Raw genomic sequence first — 14,546 nt, 5'->3', positions numbered from 1 at the left:
AAACCCTCACGATGGTGGGGGTTTTTATTCGTTAACTCGCCCCACTGCCGAGTAAAAATAGACTGACCAAAGTTCCACTATTCCAAAGGGAATGTAACAACATCGGGGCGAGCAGATTGCGCGATCGCGTGTAAACCACTCCCAAGACCAAGCCGAGGGTAACCAAGGGCAAAACTTCCGATAAATTTAAGTGGGCGATCGCAAATAACAGACTGCTAAAAATAATAGCGCTCGGAACCGAGAAATACCGCGTCAGGGAAGGGAGTAAGAAGCCGCGAAACATGATTTCTTCAAACATCGGCGCCGCCACGGAAGCAGTCAGAAAAAACACCGATAAAGCCAAACTGTCGCGACCTTCGAGGGCGATCGGTAAAATGGGATTACTGCCGCCACGTCCCTGCCAAAATTGCTGATTGAGGGCCGAAACCAGGATTACCAAAGGCAACGCCGTCAAATAACCGCCGACGCCCCATAAAATCCAATTCCCCCGCCAGCGAAAGCGGAACCAGCCCTCGGGGAGGGGGAAAAACGAGCGAACCGAGAAATAGAGAACCGACAGACCGCCGCCAGCGAGCATGATGTAACTGGCGAGAATGTAAAGCGCTTGGGTTCGGACGTTTAAACTACCCATCTGCCATCCGAGGGCGCTGGTACCGAGGGAGAGAATCACTGGAACCAGGATTTGACCGACGAAGAAGAAGCCGAGAATCAAGACTTGCCAAATCGTTTCCCAATCCCAGGGAGTTTGCCAGACTTCGTCTTCGTGACGGGCCAAGAGGGCTTCTTTGCCTTTGACGAGACGAGAGATGGCGACAAAGAGTAAGAGAATTAAGCCCAAGACAAAGCCCAATCCCGGCAATCCGGTGAGGAGGGCTAATTTTAACAGGGCATCCCGTCCGATGTCGGCTTCTTTCGCTTCCAAGGTCGCTAAAGCGTCCGGGCGTTGTTGCACTTGGTAGAGTTCGCGCAGGACTCGATAGCGAAACCAGCCGTCTAAATTTTCGTTAACAATAGCTTCGGTATTGGGTGACAGGCGCGGCGGGTCGCTCCAAATTCCGGTCACTACTTCGAGTGTTTTTAAAAGACTTGCATTGTTTGCCACGGAGGGGCGATCGCCCAACTGCTGCCAACGCGATCGCCCGGCGGCCACCTGGGACGTGTGAGCCTCAAGAATGCCAATTTTGAGGGTCAACTCGTTGCGTAACGTCTCCAATTTGGCGATCGTCTGGGTTAACTTCGAGGTTTGTGGCGAAACCCCCGAGGGGTCTACCAAAGGCGGGGTCGGGCTTTGCGGTACGGTTTGCGGTACGGAAGGATTGACGACGACGGCTTCCTCCAACTGCTGCTGGGTGCGATCGAGATTGTCCTCAACCGATTCGAGGGCATCTCGATATTGTTTTAACGCCGTTTCGTAGGGATTGGCCCCGATTAATGTCTCAGTTCCGGCCATTCCCGGTTGTTCTTCCCCAAGCTGCACCTGGGCCGCATGAAGTAATAAATTGGTTTGATACAACTCCAAACGACTTTGAATTTGGGGTTGATTCCAGCTTTCCACCAGGGACACACTCACCAGAAACAAGGCGATCGCCGTGAGAAAACTCAAGACCAAGCGCTTGACAATCGTCAACGTCATAAGCAGTTCGGGGTTAACTAAGATCGGGAATCGGGAATCGGCAGTGGGGAATCGAGCAGCGATCGCTCTTGTATTATGCAAAATAGCTCGGACTCGTCCCGGGGTCGCCAATGGCGATCGCCAATAGAGAACTATATCAGACTGCCTAACCCTTTCGCCTCTAGCGATCGCCCCGTTGCGATCGCCAGAAACATCGTAAGCCCGTGCCACCGACAAGGTAAAATTCTCCTGACCTTTGCTGTCGCCGGAATTGGCGATCGCCGATTCCCCGCCCTACTCGTTCAATGGAGGAACCACAAACGGCAATGACCCGCGTCATACTCGTCCGCCACGGCCAAAGTACCTACAACATCGAGCATCGCATCCAAGGACGCCTGGACCACTCCACCCTCACCGAGGTCGGACAGACCACGGCGCGTCAAGTTGCCACCGTTCTCGACGGCATTAGCTTCGACGCCATTTATAGCAGTCCGCTTCAACGCGCCCGCCAAACTGCAGAAACGATCGCCGCCGAACTCGCCAAACGCGACTCAAAAGCCATTCCCGTGCAGTTTGTCGAAAATTTACGCGAAATCGACCTGCCCTTATGGGAAGGAATGCTACGCGACGAAGTGCAAACCCAATTTGCCGAAGACTATCGCTGCTGGAAACAGCGCCCCCACGAACTCAAAATGCTCGTGGAGACCGACGGCGAAACCCGCGAACATTTCCCCGTCCTCGCCTTGCGCGAACAAGCAAAAGCCTTCTGGGAAGACTTACTAAACCGACACCAAAACGGAACCGTTCTCGTCGTCGCCCATAACGGGATCAACCGTTGCTTACTCAGTATCGCCCTCGGAATCGACGCCAGCGCCTATCACTCCATCCAGCAGTCCAACTGTGGCGTCAGCGTCTTGAACTTTGCCGGAGGGTTGAACGATACGGTTCAACTCGAATCGATGAACCTCACCCATCACGTCGGCGACAAATTCCCGAACCCGCGTCCCGGACATCGCGGACCGCGCCTCTTGCTAGTCCGTCACGGCGAAACGGAATGGAATCGCAACGGGCAGTTTCAAGGACAGATCGACGTTCCCCTCAACGAGAACGGGAAAGCTCAAGCCCAGAAAGCGGCGGACTTTCTCAAAGAGGTCGAGATCGATGCGGCGGTCAGCAGTTCGATGTTGCGACCGAAAGAAACTGCCGAAATTATCTTGCAACACCATCCCCAGATCGAACTCAAACTACACGACGGCTTGCGCGAAATCAGTCACGGCTTGTGGGAAGGCAAATTTGAGGCCGAAATCGAGCAAGAATTCCCCGGAATGTTGACCCAGTGGCAGCAGTCCCCCGAAACAGTGCAAATGCCCGAAGGCGAGAACTTGCAAGATGTGTGGCGTCGCGCGATCGCCGCCTGGCGCCAAGTCGTCGAAGCCGCCGAACCAAATACCACGACCTTAGTCGTCGGTCACGACGCGATTAATAAAGCGATTCTCTGTCACTTGTTCGGACTCGGACCGGAACATTTCTGGAATTTCAAACAAGGGAATGGCGCGATTACAGTCATTGACTATCCCAAAGGGGCCGACGGTCCGCCCGTTTTGGAGGCGAGTAATATTACCAGTCATTTCGGCAGTGGGGTGTTAGATAAGACCGCCGCCGGGGCGCTGTAGCCGCCTCCCAACCCCTTTCCCCCCTTGTGTTCCCTATCCCAACCGCACCCACCCATGAGTACGAGTCAACTGATTCAACAGGTCCGCATTCTCGACCCGGTGACCGAACGAGACCAGATCGCCGATATCTGGATCGTCGATGGCGTCATTCGCGCCGTAGACGGCCAATTATCGGAAGCCGTCGGCAGCGATACAGACCGGATCGACGGTCGCGGTTCGATCCTCGGTCCGGGGTTGGTGGATTTGTACAGCCATAGCGGCGAACCGGGGTTTGAGGAACGCGAAACCCTCGCCTCTCTCCAGCAAGCGGCGTGGGCCGGGGGATTTACTCGGGTGGCAGTTTTGCCGGATACGGTTCCGGTTCTGGATAACCCGGCGGGGTTGTCGTTCGTGCGCCGTCGGGTCGAGGAGGGGAAGGTAGAAGGAAATCAGCCGCAACTGGGGTTCTGGGGGGCGCTGACCCTAGGTGGGAAGGGCGAACAGATGAGCGAGTTGGCCGAGTTGGCGGCGGCGGGGATTGTCGGCTTTGCGGACGATCGCCCGGTGGAGCATTTGGGACTGTTGCGCCGGATTTTAGAATATATCGGCCCGTTGGGTAAACCCGTGGCTTTGTGGCCCTGTCGCCGGGATTTGGCGGGTAATGGGGTGGCGCGCGAGGGGTCGGCGTCGGTGCGCTTGGGTCTGCCGGGACATCCGGCGATCGCGGAAACCTCGGCCCTGTCGGCGTTGTTGGAACTGGTGGAGGCGATCGCCACTCCGGTGCATATCATGCGCGTTTCTACCGCCCGCAGTGTCGAATTAATCGCCCACGCCAAGGGGCGCGGGGTTCCGGTGACGGCGAGTACGTCTTGGATGCACTTGCTTTTGGATACGGAAGCCCTGGCGAGTTACGATCCATCTCTGCGTTTGGATCCGCCCCTGGGCAATCCGGGCGATCGCCGCGCCTTAATTCAAGGGATCGACGACGGCACGATCGACGCGATCGCCATCGACCATCGGGGTTATACTTACGAAGAAAAAACGGTCGCCTTTTCCGAGGCCCCGGCGGGGGCGATCGGTCTGGAGTTGGCGTTACCGTTATTGTGGCAGGAGTTCGTCGCTACGGAAAAACTTTCGCCCCTGACCTTGTGGAAGGCATTGAGTCTCGCCCCCGCGCGCTGTTTGCAGCAAGAGTTCCGGGCGATCGCCCCGGGAGAACCCGCCGAGTTGACCTTATTCGATCCGCAAACAACTTGGACCGCCGACGGGCGATCGCTCCGCTCGCTTTCTCACAATACTCCCTGGCTCGGACAAACGATAACGGGTCGGGTGGCGCGATCGTGGCTCAAAAAATACGATGGACACTATATACCTTACATAAAGTAAGAGGCTCCACTATCTAAAATCTCAAATCCCCACTCCCCCGGCCCAGTTGTCCGAAAGCCCCTCCATATAGAAGAATGAGTAAGGCTAACCCAGGAGTTGGAGAATATCCGTGAGTCAGGAATTTGATTACGATTTACTCATTATCGGAGCCGGAGTAGGCGGTCACGGTGCTGCCGTTCATGCCGTCGGTTGCGGTCTGAAAACCGCCATTGTCGAAGCCGGGGATATGGGCGGAACTTGTGTCAATCGCGGTTGCATCCCTTCAAAAGCACTGTTGGCGGCATCCGGTCGGGTGCGCGAGTTGCGCGACGCCCATCACTTGCAAACTCTGGGAATTCAACTCGGGGGCGTCAACTTCGATCGCGCGGCGATCGCCGAACACGCCAACAACACCGTATCGAAACTACGCGGCGATTTAACCAAAAGCTTGCAACGTCTCGGCGTCGATACTATCGAAGGCTGGGCCAAGCTGGCGGGCCTCAACAAAGTCAAGATCGAAACCGCCAAAGACCAAAAAATTGTTACTGCTAAAGATATTATTCTCGCCCCCGGTTCGGTACCGTGGGTACCCCCCGGAATTGTCGTAGACGGCAAAACCGTATTTACCAGCGACCAGGCGGTTCGCCTCGAAAGTCTGCCCCAGTGGGTCGCCATTATTGGCAGTGGCTATATCGGTTTGGAATTTGCCGATATTTACACCGCGTTAGGGTCGGAAATTACCCTGATCGAAGCCCTCGATCAATTGATGCCCACTTTCGATCCGGATATTGCCAAACAAGCGCAACGGGTCTTAATCGGTCCGCGCGATATCGAAACCCGGGTGGGTCAGTTGGCGATGAAGGTCACCCCCGGATCCCCCGTGGTCATTGAATTGGCGGATGCCAAAACTAAAAAAGTTACGGAAATTCTCGAAGTCGATGCCTGTTTGGTCGCTACGGGACGGATTCCGGCGACGAAAGACCTCGGGTTAGAATCGGTGGGGGTCGAAACCGATCGCCGGGGATTCCTGCCCGTAGACGATCGCCTCCACCTGATGGCGGGAGAGAATGCTTTGGGCAATATTTGGGCGATCGGCGATGCGACAGGCAAAATGATGTTAGCTCACACTGCCTCAGCTCAGGGAATTGCAGTGGTGGAAACTATTTGCGGGCGCGATCGCGTCGTCAACTATCGCAGCATCCCGGCGGCGGCGTTTACCCATCCCGAAATCAGTTTTGTGGGGTTGACGGAACCCGCCGCGAAAGAATTGGGTCAAGCAGAAGGATTCGAGGTCGCCTCGGTCAGAACCTATTTCAAAGGCAACTCGAAGGCGATCGCCGAAGGAGAAACCGACGGTCTGGCCAAAGTTATTTATCGTAAAGATAACGGCGAAATCCTCGGCGTTCACATCTTCGGCTATCACGCGGCAGATTTGATTCAAGAAGCCGCCAACGCGATTTCCACAGGTCAATCGGTCCACGAGTTAGCATTCTCGGTGCATACCCATCCCACGCTTTCGGAAGTCCTCGACGAAGCCTATAAGCGTGCAGCTATGACCCATTAGAGCGGGCGGGAGCCTCACTCAGGAGTCCGAACCGAAACAAAGACGAGAACAACGTCCTTCTGGCTCCTGAGTCCCCCCACTCCCGACTCTAAAATCCAACATCTAAAATTCCCTCAAATTCCCCGATCTCCATGCAAAACATCCGTCGTCGTCCCCCCAATCCTCCGGTTGATGTCAAATCCCTGCGCTATCAGGTTCGCGTACCCGACAGTCAACCCCGCCATATTTTAGAAGAGATTGTCTGGCATAAAGAAACCGAAGTCGAACAACGGCGCCAAACGCTCTCGTTAGTAGAACTGCAGCGTCAAGTGTTGAGTGCTCCGTCGCCTCGGGACTTTTTAGGGGCACTCCAAAAGGCGGCGAAAAAGCCCGCCGCGATCGCCGAAATTAAGAAAGCATCCCCTTCTAAAGGCGTCATTCGCGAGGAGTTCGACCCGGTGGCGATCGCCCGCGCTTACGAAAAAGGCGGCGCCTCGTGCCTCTCCGTCCTCACCGACGAAAAGTTTTTCCAGGGCAGTTTCGACTACCTGCGTCAAGTGCGCGAAGCCGTCGAGTTGCCCCTCTTGTGCAAAGACTTTCTCATTTATCCCTATCAGATTTATCTGGCGCGGACCTGTGGCGCCGATGCGATTTTGCTGATCGCCGCCGTTCTCCCCGATGCCGACTTGCAGTATTTCGTGAAAATTGCTAACGCCCTCGGGATGACGCCCCTCGTCGAAGTTCACACAATTGAAGAACTAGACAGAGTTATAGAGATCGAGGGCGTGCGTTTAGTTGGAGTAAACAATCGTAATTTAGAAGATTTTACAGTAGACTTGCAAACCACCGCCCAACTCGCCCAAGCCCGCGCCGAACAACTCGAAGAGCGCGGCATTCTCTTAGTGAGCGAGTCGGGATTGCACCAGCCCCAAGACCTACAGCAAGTCGCCCAAGCGGGGGCGGGTGCCGTACTCATTGGCGAAGCCTTGATGAAGCAATCCGATCCCGGTGCGGCGTTAGCTCGACTGCTGAGTTAGCTTCTCGGCGGAGCCTCGCGATCGCCTCGGTCCCAGAAATCGAGGCACCGTGGTAAGATAGACCTACATTTTCGCAAGCGTCGAAAACCCGTCTGGGTGGGGCTTAGCATCCCGTGACGACGACGATGCGTCGGCAGCAAAGACGATCCAACGGCGAGCGGATCGATTCGCGCAAAAGGTCAAAACCATCCATAAGCATCCTCGCTTATCCGGTTGTGCGAGAGCGTGTTGAATTGGCCTAAAAGTCCGCACTGCGGTAAGAAAGTGTTCGAGTTCCTCCCTCGATTCCCGGCGACCCTAGCCCGGGGAACCGTTCAAGAGGGGAAGGAATGGGAGCGTTTACCGGGGAAGCGGTCAACCCCGCCCCGTTTTCTCGCGATCGCTTTGAGGACGGGTTGCTGTCAAGATCCCAGACAATTCTCGTGGCGGGAGTCCCCAAGCCAAACCTAAAGCATGGATCCAATTCCCCTTCCTTCCCCAATCCACTACGAACTGATCTTGCAACTGTTAGAACGGCAAACTTTGTTTTCGCTAAGTCCTCACAGTCGAGAACGCGAGCAAGTTCAACAGCTTATTATCACCCTTCGCAAGGCTCTGGCCCAACAGAAGCAACTCGAAGCCAGTTGTCAGCGCGAGAATCTGCCGATCGAGCATCGCTGGTCTCTCAATGAGGTGAGTGGAAGCCGGACGAGAGCCGCGAAAGCTGAAGATCGCGACCCTCTCCCACCGATTTAAGCGGGTAGCGGGCGATCGCCGATCCCGGCGCGTCCCGCCAGGTTATTGGGGTAAAAGTCAGTCCAAACTGTAAGGACGCCAAGCCATTAAATAGGGTAAGACATCCCCAAATTTACGCTTGTGGGAGTGACTCGTTAAGAGGCTTACTTGAGAGAGTGTAGTCGAGTCAGACATGAAACTGTAAGACCAAAATTGACCTAGGATCGATAGAGGCAAGATTCAGCCCAAGAATCCCCGCACTTCTACGGCGGGGAGTGTCAATTTTCAACGTTAATCGAGCGACAGGACAGATTCAATGGACGACAAGCTGATGCTCATGATTCCTGGCCCGACTCCGGTGCCAGAACAAGCATTGCTCGCTTTAGCAAAACACCCCATCGGTCACCGCAGTAAGCCCTTTGAAGCGGTGATTGCCGATTGTACCGAGGGGTTGAAATGGCTGCATCAAACCCAAAGCGACGTGTTGATGCTGACCGCCTCGGGAACGGGGGCGATGGAAGCGGGAATCATTAACTTTCTCAGTGCGGGCGATCGCGTCTTAGTCGGTACCAACGGCAAATTTGGCGAACGTTGGGCCGAAGTCGCCACCGCCTACGGTCTCAACGTCGAAACGATTACCGCCGAGTGGGGAACTCCCCTCGACCCGGAACAGTTCCGCGAAAAACTCGAAGCCGATACCGCTAAAGAAATTAAAGCGGTCATCCTCACCCACAGCGAAACCTCGACGGGGATCCTCAACGACCTCGAAACCATTAACCGCCACGTCAAAGCTCACGGCGAAGCCCTCATCATCGTCGATGCGGTGACCAGCCTCGGCGCCGCCAGCGTTCCCATCGACGCATGGGGGCTCGACGTGGTTGCCTCCGGTTCGCAAAAAGGGTACATGATTCCCCCCGGTTTGGGCTTTGTCGCCGTCAGCGCCAAAGCTTGGGACGCTTATAAAACCGCAACGTTGCCCCGCTATTACCTGGATTTAGGGAAATACAAGAAAGCGACGGATAAAAATAGCAGCCCGTTCACTCCTCCGGTGAACTTGGTTTTTGCCTTGCAGGCGACTTTGAAGATGATGCGCGCCGAAGGCTTGGAACAGATTTTCCAACGTCACGATCGCCTCAAACGCGCCACCCGCGCCGCCGTCAAAGCCCTCGGTCTGCCCTTGTTCGCCCCGGACGAGTGCGCCAGTCCCGCCATTACCGCCGTGGCGCCGACGACGGTGGAAGCGGAACAGATCCGCGCGATCGTCCGCAAGCAGTTCGACATCGCCCTCGCAGGCGGACAAGATAGCTATAAAGGGAAGATCTTCCGGATCGGTCACTTAGGCTTTGTTTGCGATCGCGACGTTCTCACGGCGATTGGGGCGATCGAAGCCGCCTTACCCCAACTCGGACACGAAAACTTTACCCCCGGCGCGGGGATTGCAGCCGCCTCTAAAGTGCTGGCCGAGTCTTAAGCCAAATCGGCGTCAAATCCGCTTGTTTCTAGCTTTAAAGCAGGAGAACTAGCGTAGATCCGACAACGGCGATCGCCATCAAAAAGGCGATCGCCGTTGTTCCATTTCAAAACATACAAAAAAGCCCGAACGCTTCAGGCTTTGAGGGATTGGCTTCCGTGGGGCGATCGGGCAGCTTAGAGGTCGCCGCCGCGCGCCGCCAGCAAAAAGATCACAACTGGGCCAGAGATCACGACCAAAGCCAAACAAGTCAACTGCAGGATTGCCTCAAAGTTGAGGTTGTTGACCAAATTCGTTAAAAAATCCATATTTCCTAATCTTCTCCCTATGTGGCCTAGACAATTGACACTCCCCGACCTAAAGGTAAGGGGATTCTCGCTTCATCGGGAGTCCAACGACTTTCCCCTCGGCGAGCTTCTTGACCGTGTGCCCCACGGCTGCAAAAGCGATGTCAAGTCAAAAGTTAAAATCCGCCATCGATTTTACAATCTTGCGGGTCTTTTTTATTAAGGAAGTTTACAAAACTCTAAAAAATGCAAGGAAGGAACCCAGCAAAACCGCCGTGTTGTAGCGATCTTCCCCACACCCCCTGTGGTGTACTCATCTTGCCCGCGCCCCTCGCTCCCAAGTCCCCCTAAAGCTTATAATTGGGGAGAGACTCCCAATCCTTTCGCCCTCCCGAATTTGCTTGTGGCTACTTGGCAATGTGTAGAACGCTGCGGGGCTTGCTGTCATCTCGACCCGAGCGATCGCCCCGACTTAGAAGACTATTTGACTCCGGAAGAATTACAACAATATCTCAGCATGGTCGGTCCCGACGGCTGGTGTATTAACTACGACGCCGACCGCCGTAAATGCCGGATTTACGACGATCGCCCCCGGTTTTGTAGGGTTCGGCCCGATGTCTTTGCCGATCTGTACGGGATCGAACCGGAAGAGCTCGACGAGTTCGCGATCGAATGCTGCGAACAACAGATAGAAGGGGTTTACGGCGATCGCTCCCTGGAATTAGTGCGCTTCCGACAGGCGGTCGGGATCGTCGAAGGGTGAACCCCGTTGGCGGGCGATCGCGCGATCGAGTCCCTCGTACTAGTTGCCGTTTGGGGTCGCTTTCTGAAAAAATGAAAGAAATATAAAAACGAAAGGTCAGATCCAATGACTTTCGTTCCCCTGTCTGCCCAGCAAGGCGTCTAGAACAAAACTATGATTCAACTCCCCTTATTTCAACGGGAAGACGAGAACAAGAACGAGTCGATCGCCGAAATCGCCCCCCCCTCGGAAGATGGGCGATCGTCTCTCGCCCCAACTTCGCCCCCGACGAGCACAACTGAATCGAATGCGGGCGCCTGGGCCGTGTTTGCTTCGACTTTCATCACCATCTTTTTTGCCGAATTTGGCGATAAAACTCAATTAGCGACGTTATTAATTGCCGCCGAATCTCACTCGCCTTGGATCGTCTTTATCGGCGCGGGTTCGGCGTTAGTCGCGACCAGTTTATTAGGGGTTTTAGTCGGGCGCTGGTTGGCGCGTCGGGTCTCTCCGAAAACGATCGAAAAGTCTGCCGGAATCGTGTTGTTATTGCTGGCAGCTTCCCTATTTTGGGATATCTTACGCTAAATGGCTGGCGATCGCGAGAACGGGACGGGCGTTAAGGAATTAAAAAAGAATGGATTGGCAATTATTAAGTTTGAGCTTTATTACCGTATTTTTAGCGGAATTAGGGGATAAAAGCCAGTTGGCGGCGATCGCCCTCGGCGGGAGTTCCAAGCATCCTCGCGCGGTCTTTTTTGGAACGGCGGCGGCGTTACTAGTGACCAGCTTAATTGGGGTATTACTCGGACAAGGAGCGGCGGAATTGCTCCCCCAACGGGCGGTTAAGGCGATCGCCGCGATCGGGTTTACCATTTTAGCCGTGCGCCTGTTATGGTTCGACAGCGAACCGGAAGAAGAAGACGCCTAGGGAGTCAGAGGCGGCGGGGCGATCGCCGTTCGTGGAAATCCCAGCCGTTTACCCGTCTCGATCTCCCCAGTTCACCATTTTAAAAAAGCCGCCTCGGGGCCTTGTTCGCGGCGGATTTTGCCATCTTTTTCAAACCAATCGATAATTTGTTGCGCCGTCAGCGCTTCCATGGGCGTTTCTAAATCGGCGGCAATTTGTTGGAGTAATTTTAAAGAAGAAATCGTCAATCGCGTTAGAAATTTCTCGTGGGACGCCAATAAAGCGCCATCGACGGCGTAGGATTCTTCTTCGGTTAAAAATTGCGCGCCGGGTTGGGGGGATTGCATCGTCATTCCTGTCTGGATTTGTTAACTCCAATTTCGATAAATCTTGACAAATTTTGCCACAAAATCGCCAAAAAATTGACAAAAATAGCGTGGGGTGCCACGGGGAGGCGATCGCCCCTCCAGCACCGTCAAAACTTTGAGATCTTTTTGAGATCTTTTTTAGATCTTATTAACTGTAGATCTTAACAATTCAAGTGAACTACCGCTATTGAATCAAAGATTACAATAGCGGCTTCCCTCTTCACTGGGGACTGCGCTAGATAGAACTGAAGTTCTACCACCTCGTCTTACATCCCCTCCAAGGGCAGTAGAGCGAGTTCCTAACTCTAATATCCGTAAGCCTTCATTTTTGAGATTGATGGCGGCATTGATATCCCTGTCATGATGGGTTTGGCAATGTTCGCAAGTCCAACTTCTTACATCAAGAGACAAGCTTTTGATTTGATTGAGGCATACATGGCAGGTTTTAGAAGAAGGAAAAAATCGATCGACTTCTAGATAAACTTTTCCTTCTGATTCGGCCTTGTACTTTAACATCGTACAAAACATCCCCCAACCGACATCACTAATCGCTTTGGCGAGTTGGTGATTGCGAACCATGCCTATCCCCCCTTTAGTTCCCCCCTTATTAAGGGGGGTTAGGGGGGATTCGACCACAATCACTTGGTTTTCGTTCACTATCTTACGGGATAGCTTGTGGAGAAAATCTTCACGACAGCGACTTATTTTGGCGTGAATCTTGGCAACTTTTACCCGCGATTTATTGCGGTTGTTGCTGCCTTTCCTTTTTCGAGCATGTTTTTGCTGTTTTCTTTTTAGGTTTCGCGCGTGTTTATCAAAATGCTTGGGATTATTGTATTTCGACCCCTCACTGGTAATCGCAAAATCAGTCAGCCCTAAATCAATGCCAATTGCTTTTCCTTCAGTTGAGGGAAAGGGAGGTTCTTCTCTACCCTCCACCAAAACTGAAACATAATATTTACCATCTGGATTTTTGGAGAGGGTTACAGTTTTGATTTTTCCCTCAAAACTTCGATGCTGACGACAACGCACTAACCCAACTTTAGGCAGTTTGATGTAATTTCCCTCAAACTTAACATTTTGAGGATAACTGATAGATTGCCTTCCCTGCTTGGATTTAAATCGGGGTAATTTTGCCCGTTTCTCAAAGAAGTTTCGATAAGCGGTCGATAAGTTCAACGCCACGACTTGCAAGCATTGGGAATAGACATCTTCTTTAAGCCAAGGGTATTCCTTTTTGAGGGCAGGTAATAATCCCTGAAGATCACCCCTCGATCGACCTTTTCCGGTCGATCGATAAGTCTCTTGGCACAAATTTAACGCATAGTTCCAATACCAACGACAGCAACCAAAGCTCTTGGCTAAAGTCGCTTGTTGCTCGTGGGTTGGATAGATGCGGTATTTGTACGCCTTGAACATTATCGCCGATATAGCCAGATGATAAGATTATAATTGATTTGCCGAAGAGTCGCTTTCATCCCACGATTCACCTTCGGTAGAATCGGGGAATTCCCGCTCCCATTGTTAAAACGCCAAATTTCAACCTCGCGATCGCGGCGTAATTAAATATCCGCAACGATGTTCGCCGTCGATCATCCAATAAGTCCGCTCTACGGTACAATCCGGGAGGATAGCGGCGAACATTTCCAACTCGTGGCCGCATACACTCGGGAACGATTCGGCCACATTGGAAATCGCGCAGTTGTGTTCCGTCAGGATATAGCGTTGCACCTTATCCCCATTATTGGGTTCGATCGCGTGCCATTCCGCCATATAGCCTTCCGCTTTACGCAATTCGACCAACGCCGCCACCCGTTCTCCCAAGGGGCGATCGCCCAACCGAGAACGATACTCGACCGCCTTGCGTTCCCACTGCTTTCGCAAAATCGTCGTGACTTGATCCTCCCCCACCGTTTCCGCCAACGTATCGAGCAAGGATACCGCAAAATCATCGTAACGATTGGGAAAGCGATCGCGCCCCTTGTGGGTCAGCTCGTACATGTGCTGCGGGCGCCCCATCCCTACCTGAACCGCCTTGTGAGCGATCGATCCCTCCGCTTCCAAATCCTTCAAATGACGGCGGATCGCCTGGGGACTGATCGCCAAAATCTCCGCCAAATCCTGAGCCGTTGCCCGCCCGTGTTTGAGTAAATGTTGCAAGATATCTTCTTTCGTCGAAGGCTGCTGCGTCGTCGTCATTGTTCTTGCCCGTAATCGCTTACCAAAAGGTCGCTGGAAAATCGCTCCAGACTTTGACAACATCGTTGTTGTTAAAGTAACCTAAAATTAAAGTTAAGCAACAACCATGTTGTTTTACACCCTATTATATATAGACGAGATTCGTTTGCCCTATCATTTCCCCGGATAATGACCCTTGAGAATCAGACCCAGCAGGCCACCGACAAAAGTCTAGAGGCCATGCGGTATTTCTCCGAAACCTATGCCCAACGCACCGAAACCTACTTCTGTGCGGATCCAGGCGTCACGGCAGTTGTCATCGAAGGGCTGGCCCGCCATAAAGACGAACTCGGCGCACCCTTATGTCCTTGTCGCCATTATGAAGATAAAGAAGCGGAAGTCAAGGCCGCCTATTGGAACTGTCCGTGCATTCCCATGCGCGAACGCAAAGAATGCCACTGCATGTTATTTCTAACCTCAGACAACGACTTCGCGGGCGATCGCCAAGAGATTAGCTTCGAAGAAATTCGCGCCACAACCGACGGATATTGAACACTCGACCTGTTGCCAAACTGTCAAAAGCTCGCTTTTTTCAGGGGTTGATTCCCTAATTTAGCAACAGCTCTACTAAAACTAGGGTCAGCCGAAACGTCAATTGTCAAAAATA

General features: G+C 53.4%; 16 protein-coding genes. 10 read left to right on the top strand and 6 right to left on the bottom strand.

All coding sequences use genetic code 11. The features are described from left to right. Positions 1–31: 31 nt before the first annotated feature. Positions 32–1,633, bottom strand: a complete 1,602-nt coding sequence (locus HCG48_RS15065; RefSeq protein WP_168569893.1) for a CPBP family intramembrane glutamic endopeptidase — start codon at positions 1,631–1,633, stop codon at positions 32–34. A 160-nt stretch (positions 1,634–1,793) separates the two neighbouring features. Beyond that, complete coding sequence (locus HCG48_RS15060) at positions 1,794–1,952, bottom strand: hypothetical protein (RefSeq protein ID WP_168569892.1); 159 nt, start codon at positions 1,950–1,952, stop codon at positions 1,794–1,796. Between HCG48_RS15060 and HCG48_RS15055 the strand changes: the two genes are divergently transcribed. From HCG48_RS15055 to HCG48_RS15030, 6 genes are all read left to right on the top strand, one after another. After that, complete coding sequence (locus tag HCG48_RS15055) at positions 1,939–3,285, top strand: histidine phosphatase family protein (protein WP_168569891.1); 1,347 nt, start codon at positions 1,939–1,941, stop codon at positions 3,283–3,285. The two genes, HCG48_RS15060 and HCG48_RS15055, sit on opposite strands and share 14 nt — an antisense overlap. 54 nt (positions 3,286–3,339) lie before the next feature. Further along, positions 3,340–4,650, top strand: coding sequence for a dihydroorotase (locus tag HCG48_RS15050; protein WP_168569890.1), 1,311 nt, complete (start codon positions 3,340–3,342; stop codon positions 4,648–4,650). A 109-nt stretch (positions 4,651–4,759) separates the two neighbouring features. Continuing rightward, complete coding sequence (gene lpdA, locus HCG48_RS15045; RefSeq protein ID WP_168569889.1) at positions 4,760–6,193, top strand: dihydrolipoyl dehydrogenase; 1,434 nt, start codon at positions 4,760–4,762, stop codon at positions 6,191–6,193. A 131-nt stretch (positions 6,194–6,324) separates the two neighbouring features. Then, entirely contained in the window at positions 6,325–7,209 is an 885-nt protein-coding gene (gene trpC, locus HCG48_RS15040; protein ID WP_168569888.1) for an indole-3-glycerol phosphate synthase TrpC, read from the top strand. A gap of 453 nt (positions 7,210–7,662) precedes the next feature. Further along, complete coding sequence (locus HCG48_RS15035) at positions 7,663–7,944, top strand: DUF5340 domain-containing protein (RefSeq protein ID WP_168569887.1); 282 nt, start codon at positions 7,663–7,665, stop codon at positions 7,942–7,944. A 295-nt stretch (positions 7,945–8,239) separates the two neighbouring features. Further along, complete coding sequence (locus tag HCG48_RS15030) at positions 8,240–9,394, top strand: pyridoxal-phosphate-dependent aminotransferase family protein (RefSeq protein ID WP_168569886.1); 1,155 nt, start codon at positions 8,240–8,242, stop codon at positions 9,392–9,394. 176 nt (positions 9,395–9,570) lie between these two features. Here HCG48_RS15030 and psb30 read toward each other — a convergent pair whose 3' ends face one another. Then, on the bottom strand, positions 9,571–9,702 hold the full coding sequence (gene psb30 / locus HCG48_RS15025; protein WP_168569885.1) for a photosystem II reaction center protein Ycf12/Psb30: 132 nt from the start codon (positions 9,700–9,702) through the stop codon (positions 9,571–9,573). A gap of 382 nt (positions 9,703–10,084) precedes the next feature. On the opposite strand from psb30, the gene HCG48_RS15020 reads away from it, so the two are divergent. The 3 genes from HCG48_RS15020 (at position 10,085) to HCG48_RS15010 (ending at position 11,354) form a co-directional block, all read left to right on the top strand. Continuing rightward, positions 10,085–10,444 (top strand): YkgJ family cysteine cluster protein, encoded by a 360-nt coding sequence (locus tag HCG48_RS15020; RefSeq protein ID WP_168569884.1) that lies wholly within the window; start codon positions 10,085–10,087, stop codon positions 10,442–10,444. A gap of 153 nt (positions 10,445–10,597) precedes the next feature. Further along, entirely contained in the window at positions 10,598–11,011 is a 414-nt protein-coding gene (locus tag HCG48_RS15015) for a TMEM165/GDT1 family protein (RefSeq protein WP_168569883.1), read from the top strand. A 49-nt stretch (positions 11,012–11,060) separates the two neighbouring features. Beyond that, positions 11,061–11,354, top strand: coding sequence for a TMEM165/GDT1 family protein (locus HCG48_RS15010; RefSeq protein ID WP_168569882.1), 294 nt, complete (start codon positions 11,061–11,063; stop codon positions 11,352–11,354). Positions 11,355–11,425: 71 nt separating this feature from the next. Here the strand turns inward: HCG48_RS15010 and HCG48_RS15005 are convergent, their stop codons facing one another. The 3 genes from HCG48_RS15005 to sufR all read right to left on the bottom strand — a co-directional run bounded on the left by HCG48_RS15005 (position 11,426) and on the right by sufR (position 13,900). Further along, entirely contained in the window at positions 11,426–11,686 is a 261-nt protein-coding gene (locus HCG48_RS15005) for an NDH complex assembly factor CRR9 (protein WP_168569881.1), read from the bottom strand. 207 nt (positions 11,687–11,893) lie between these two features. After that, on the bottom strand, positions 11,894–13,120 hold the full coding sequence (locus HCG48_RS15000) for an RNA-guided endonuclease InsQ/TnpB family protein (RefSeq protein ID WP_168569880.1): 1,227 nt from the start codon (positions 13,118–13,120) through the stop codon (positions 11,894–11,896). Positions 13,121–13,240: 120 nt separating this feature from the next. Beyond that, positions 13,241–13,900, bottom strand: coding sequence for an iron-sulfur cluster biosynthesis transcriptional regulator SufR (gene sufR, locus HCG48_RS14995; protein ID WP_168569879.1), 660 nt, complete (start codon positions 13,898–13,900; stop codon positions 13,241–13,243). Positions 13,901–14,068: 168 nt separating this feature from the next. On the opposite strand from sufR, the gene HCG48_RS14990 reads away from it, so the two are divergent. Further along, the gene (locus tag HCG48_RS14990) at positions 14,069–14,431 is read left to right on the top strand and encodes a ferredoxin-thioredoxin reductase catalytic domain-containing protein (protein WP_168569878.1); all 363 of its coding nucleotides are present in this window, start codon (positions 14,069–14,071) and stop codon (positions 14,429–14,431) included. Positions 14,432–14,546 lie beyond the last annotated feature (115 nt).

The organism is Oxynema aestuarii AP17, from assembly GCF_012295525.1.
GTDB classification, from domain to species: domain Bacteria; phylum Cyanobacteriota; class Cyanobacteriia; order Cyanobacteriales; family Laspinemataceae; genus Oxynema; species Oxynema aestuarii.
Note: the sequence above shows the minus strand (reverse complement) of the source record. Positions and strands in the feature narration are given on the sequence as shown.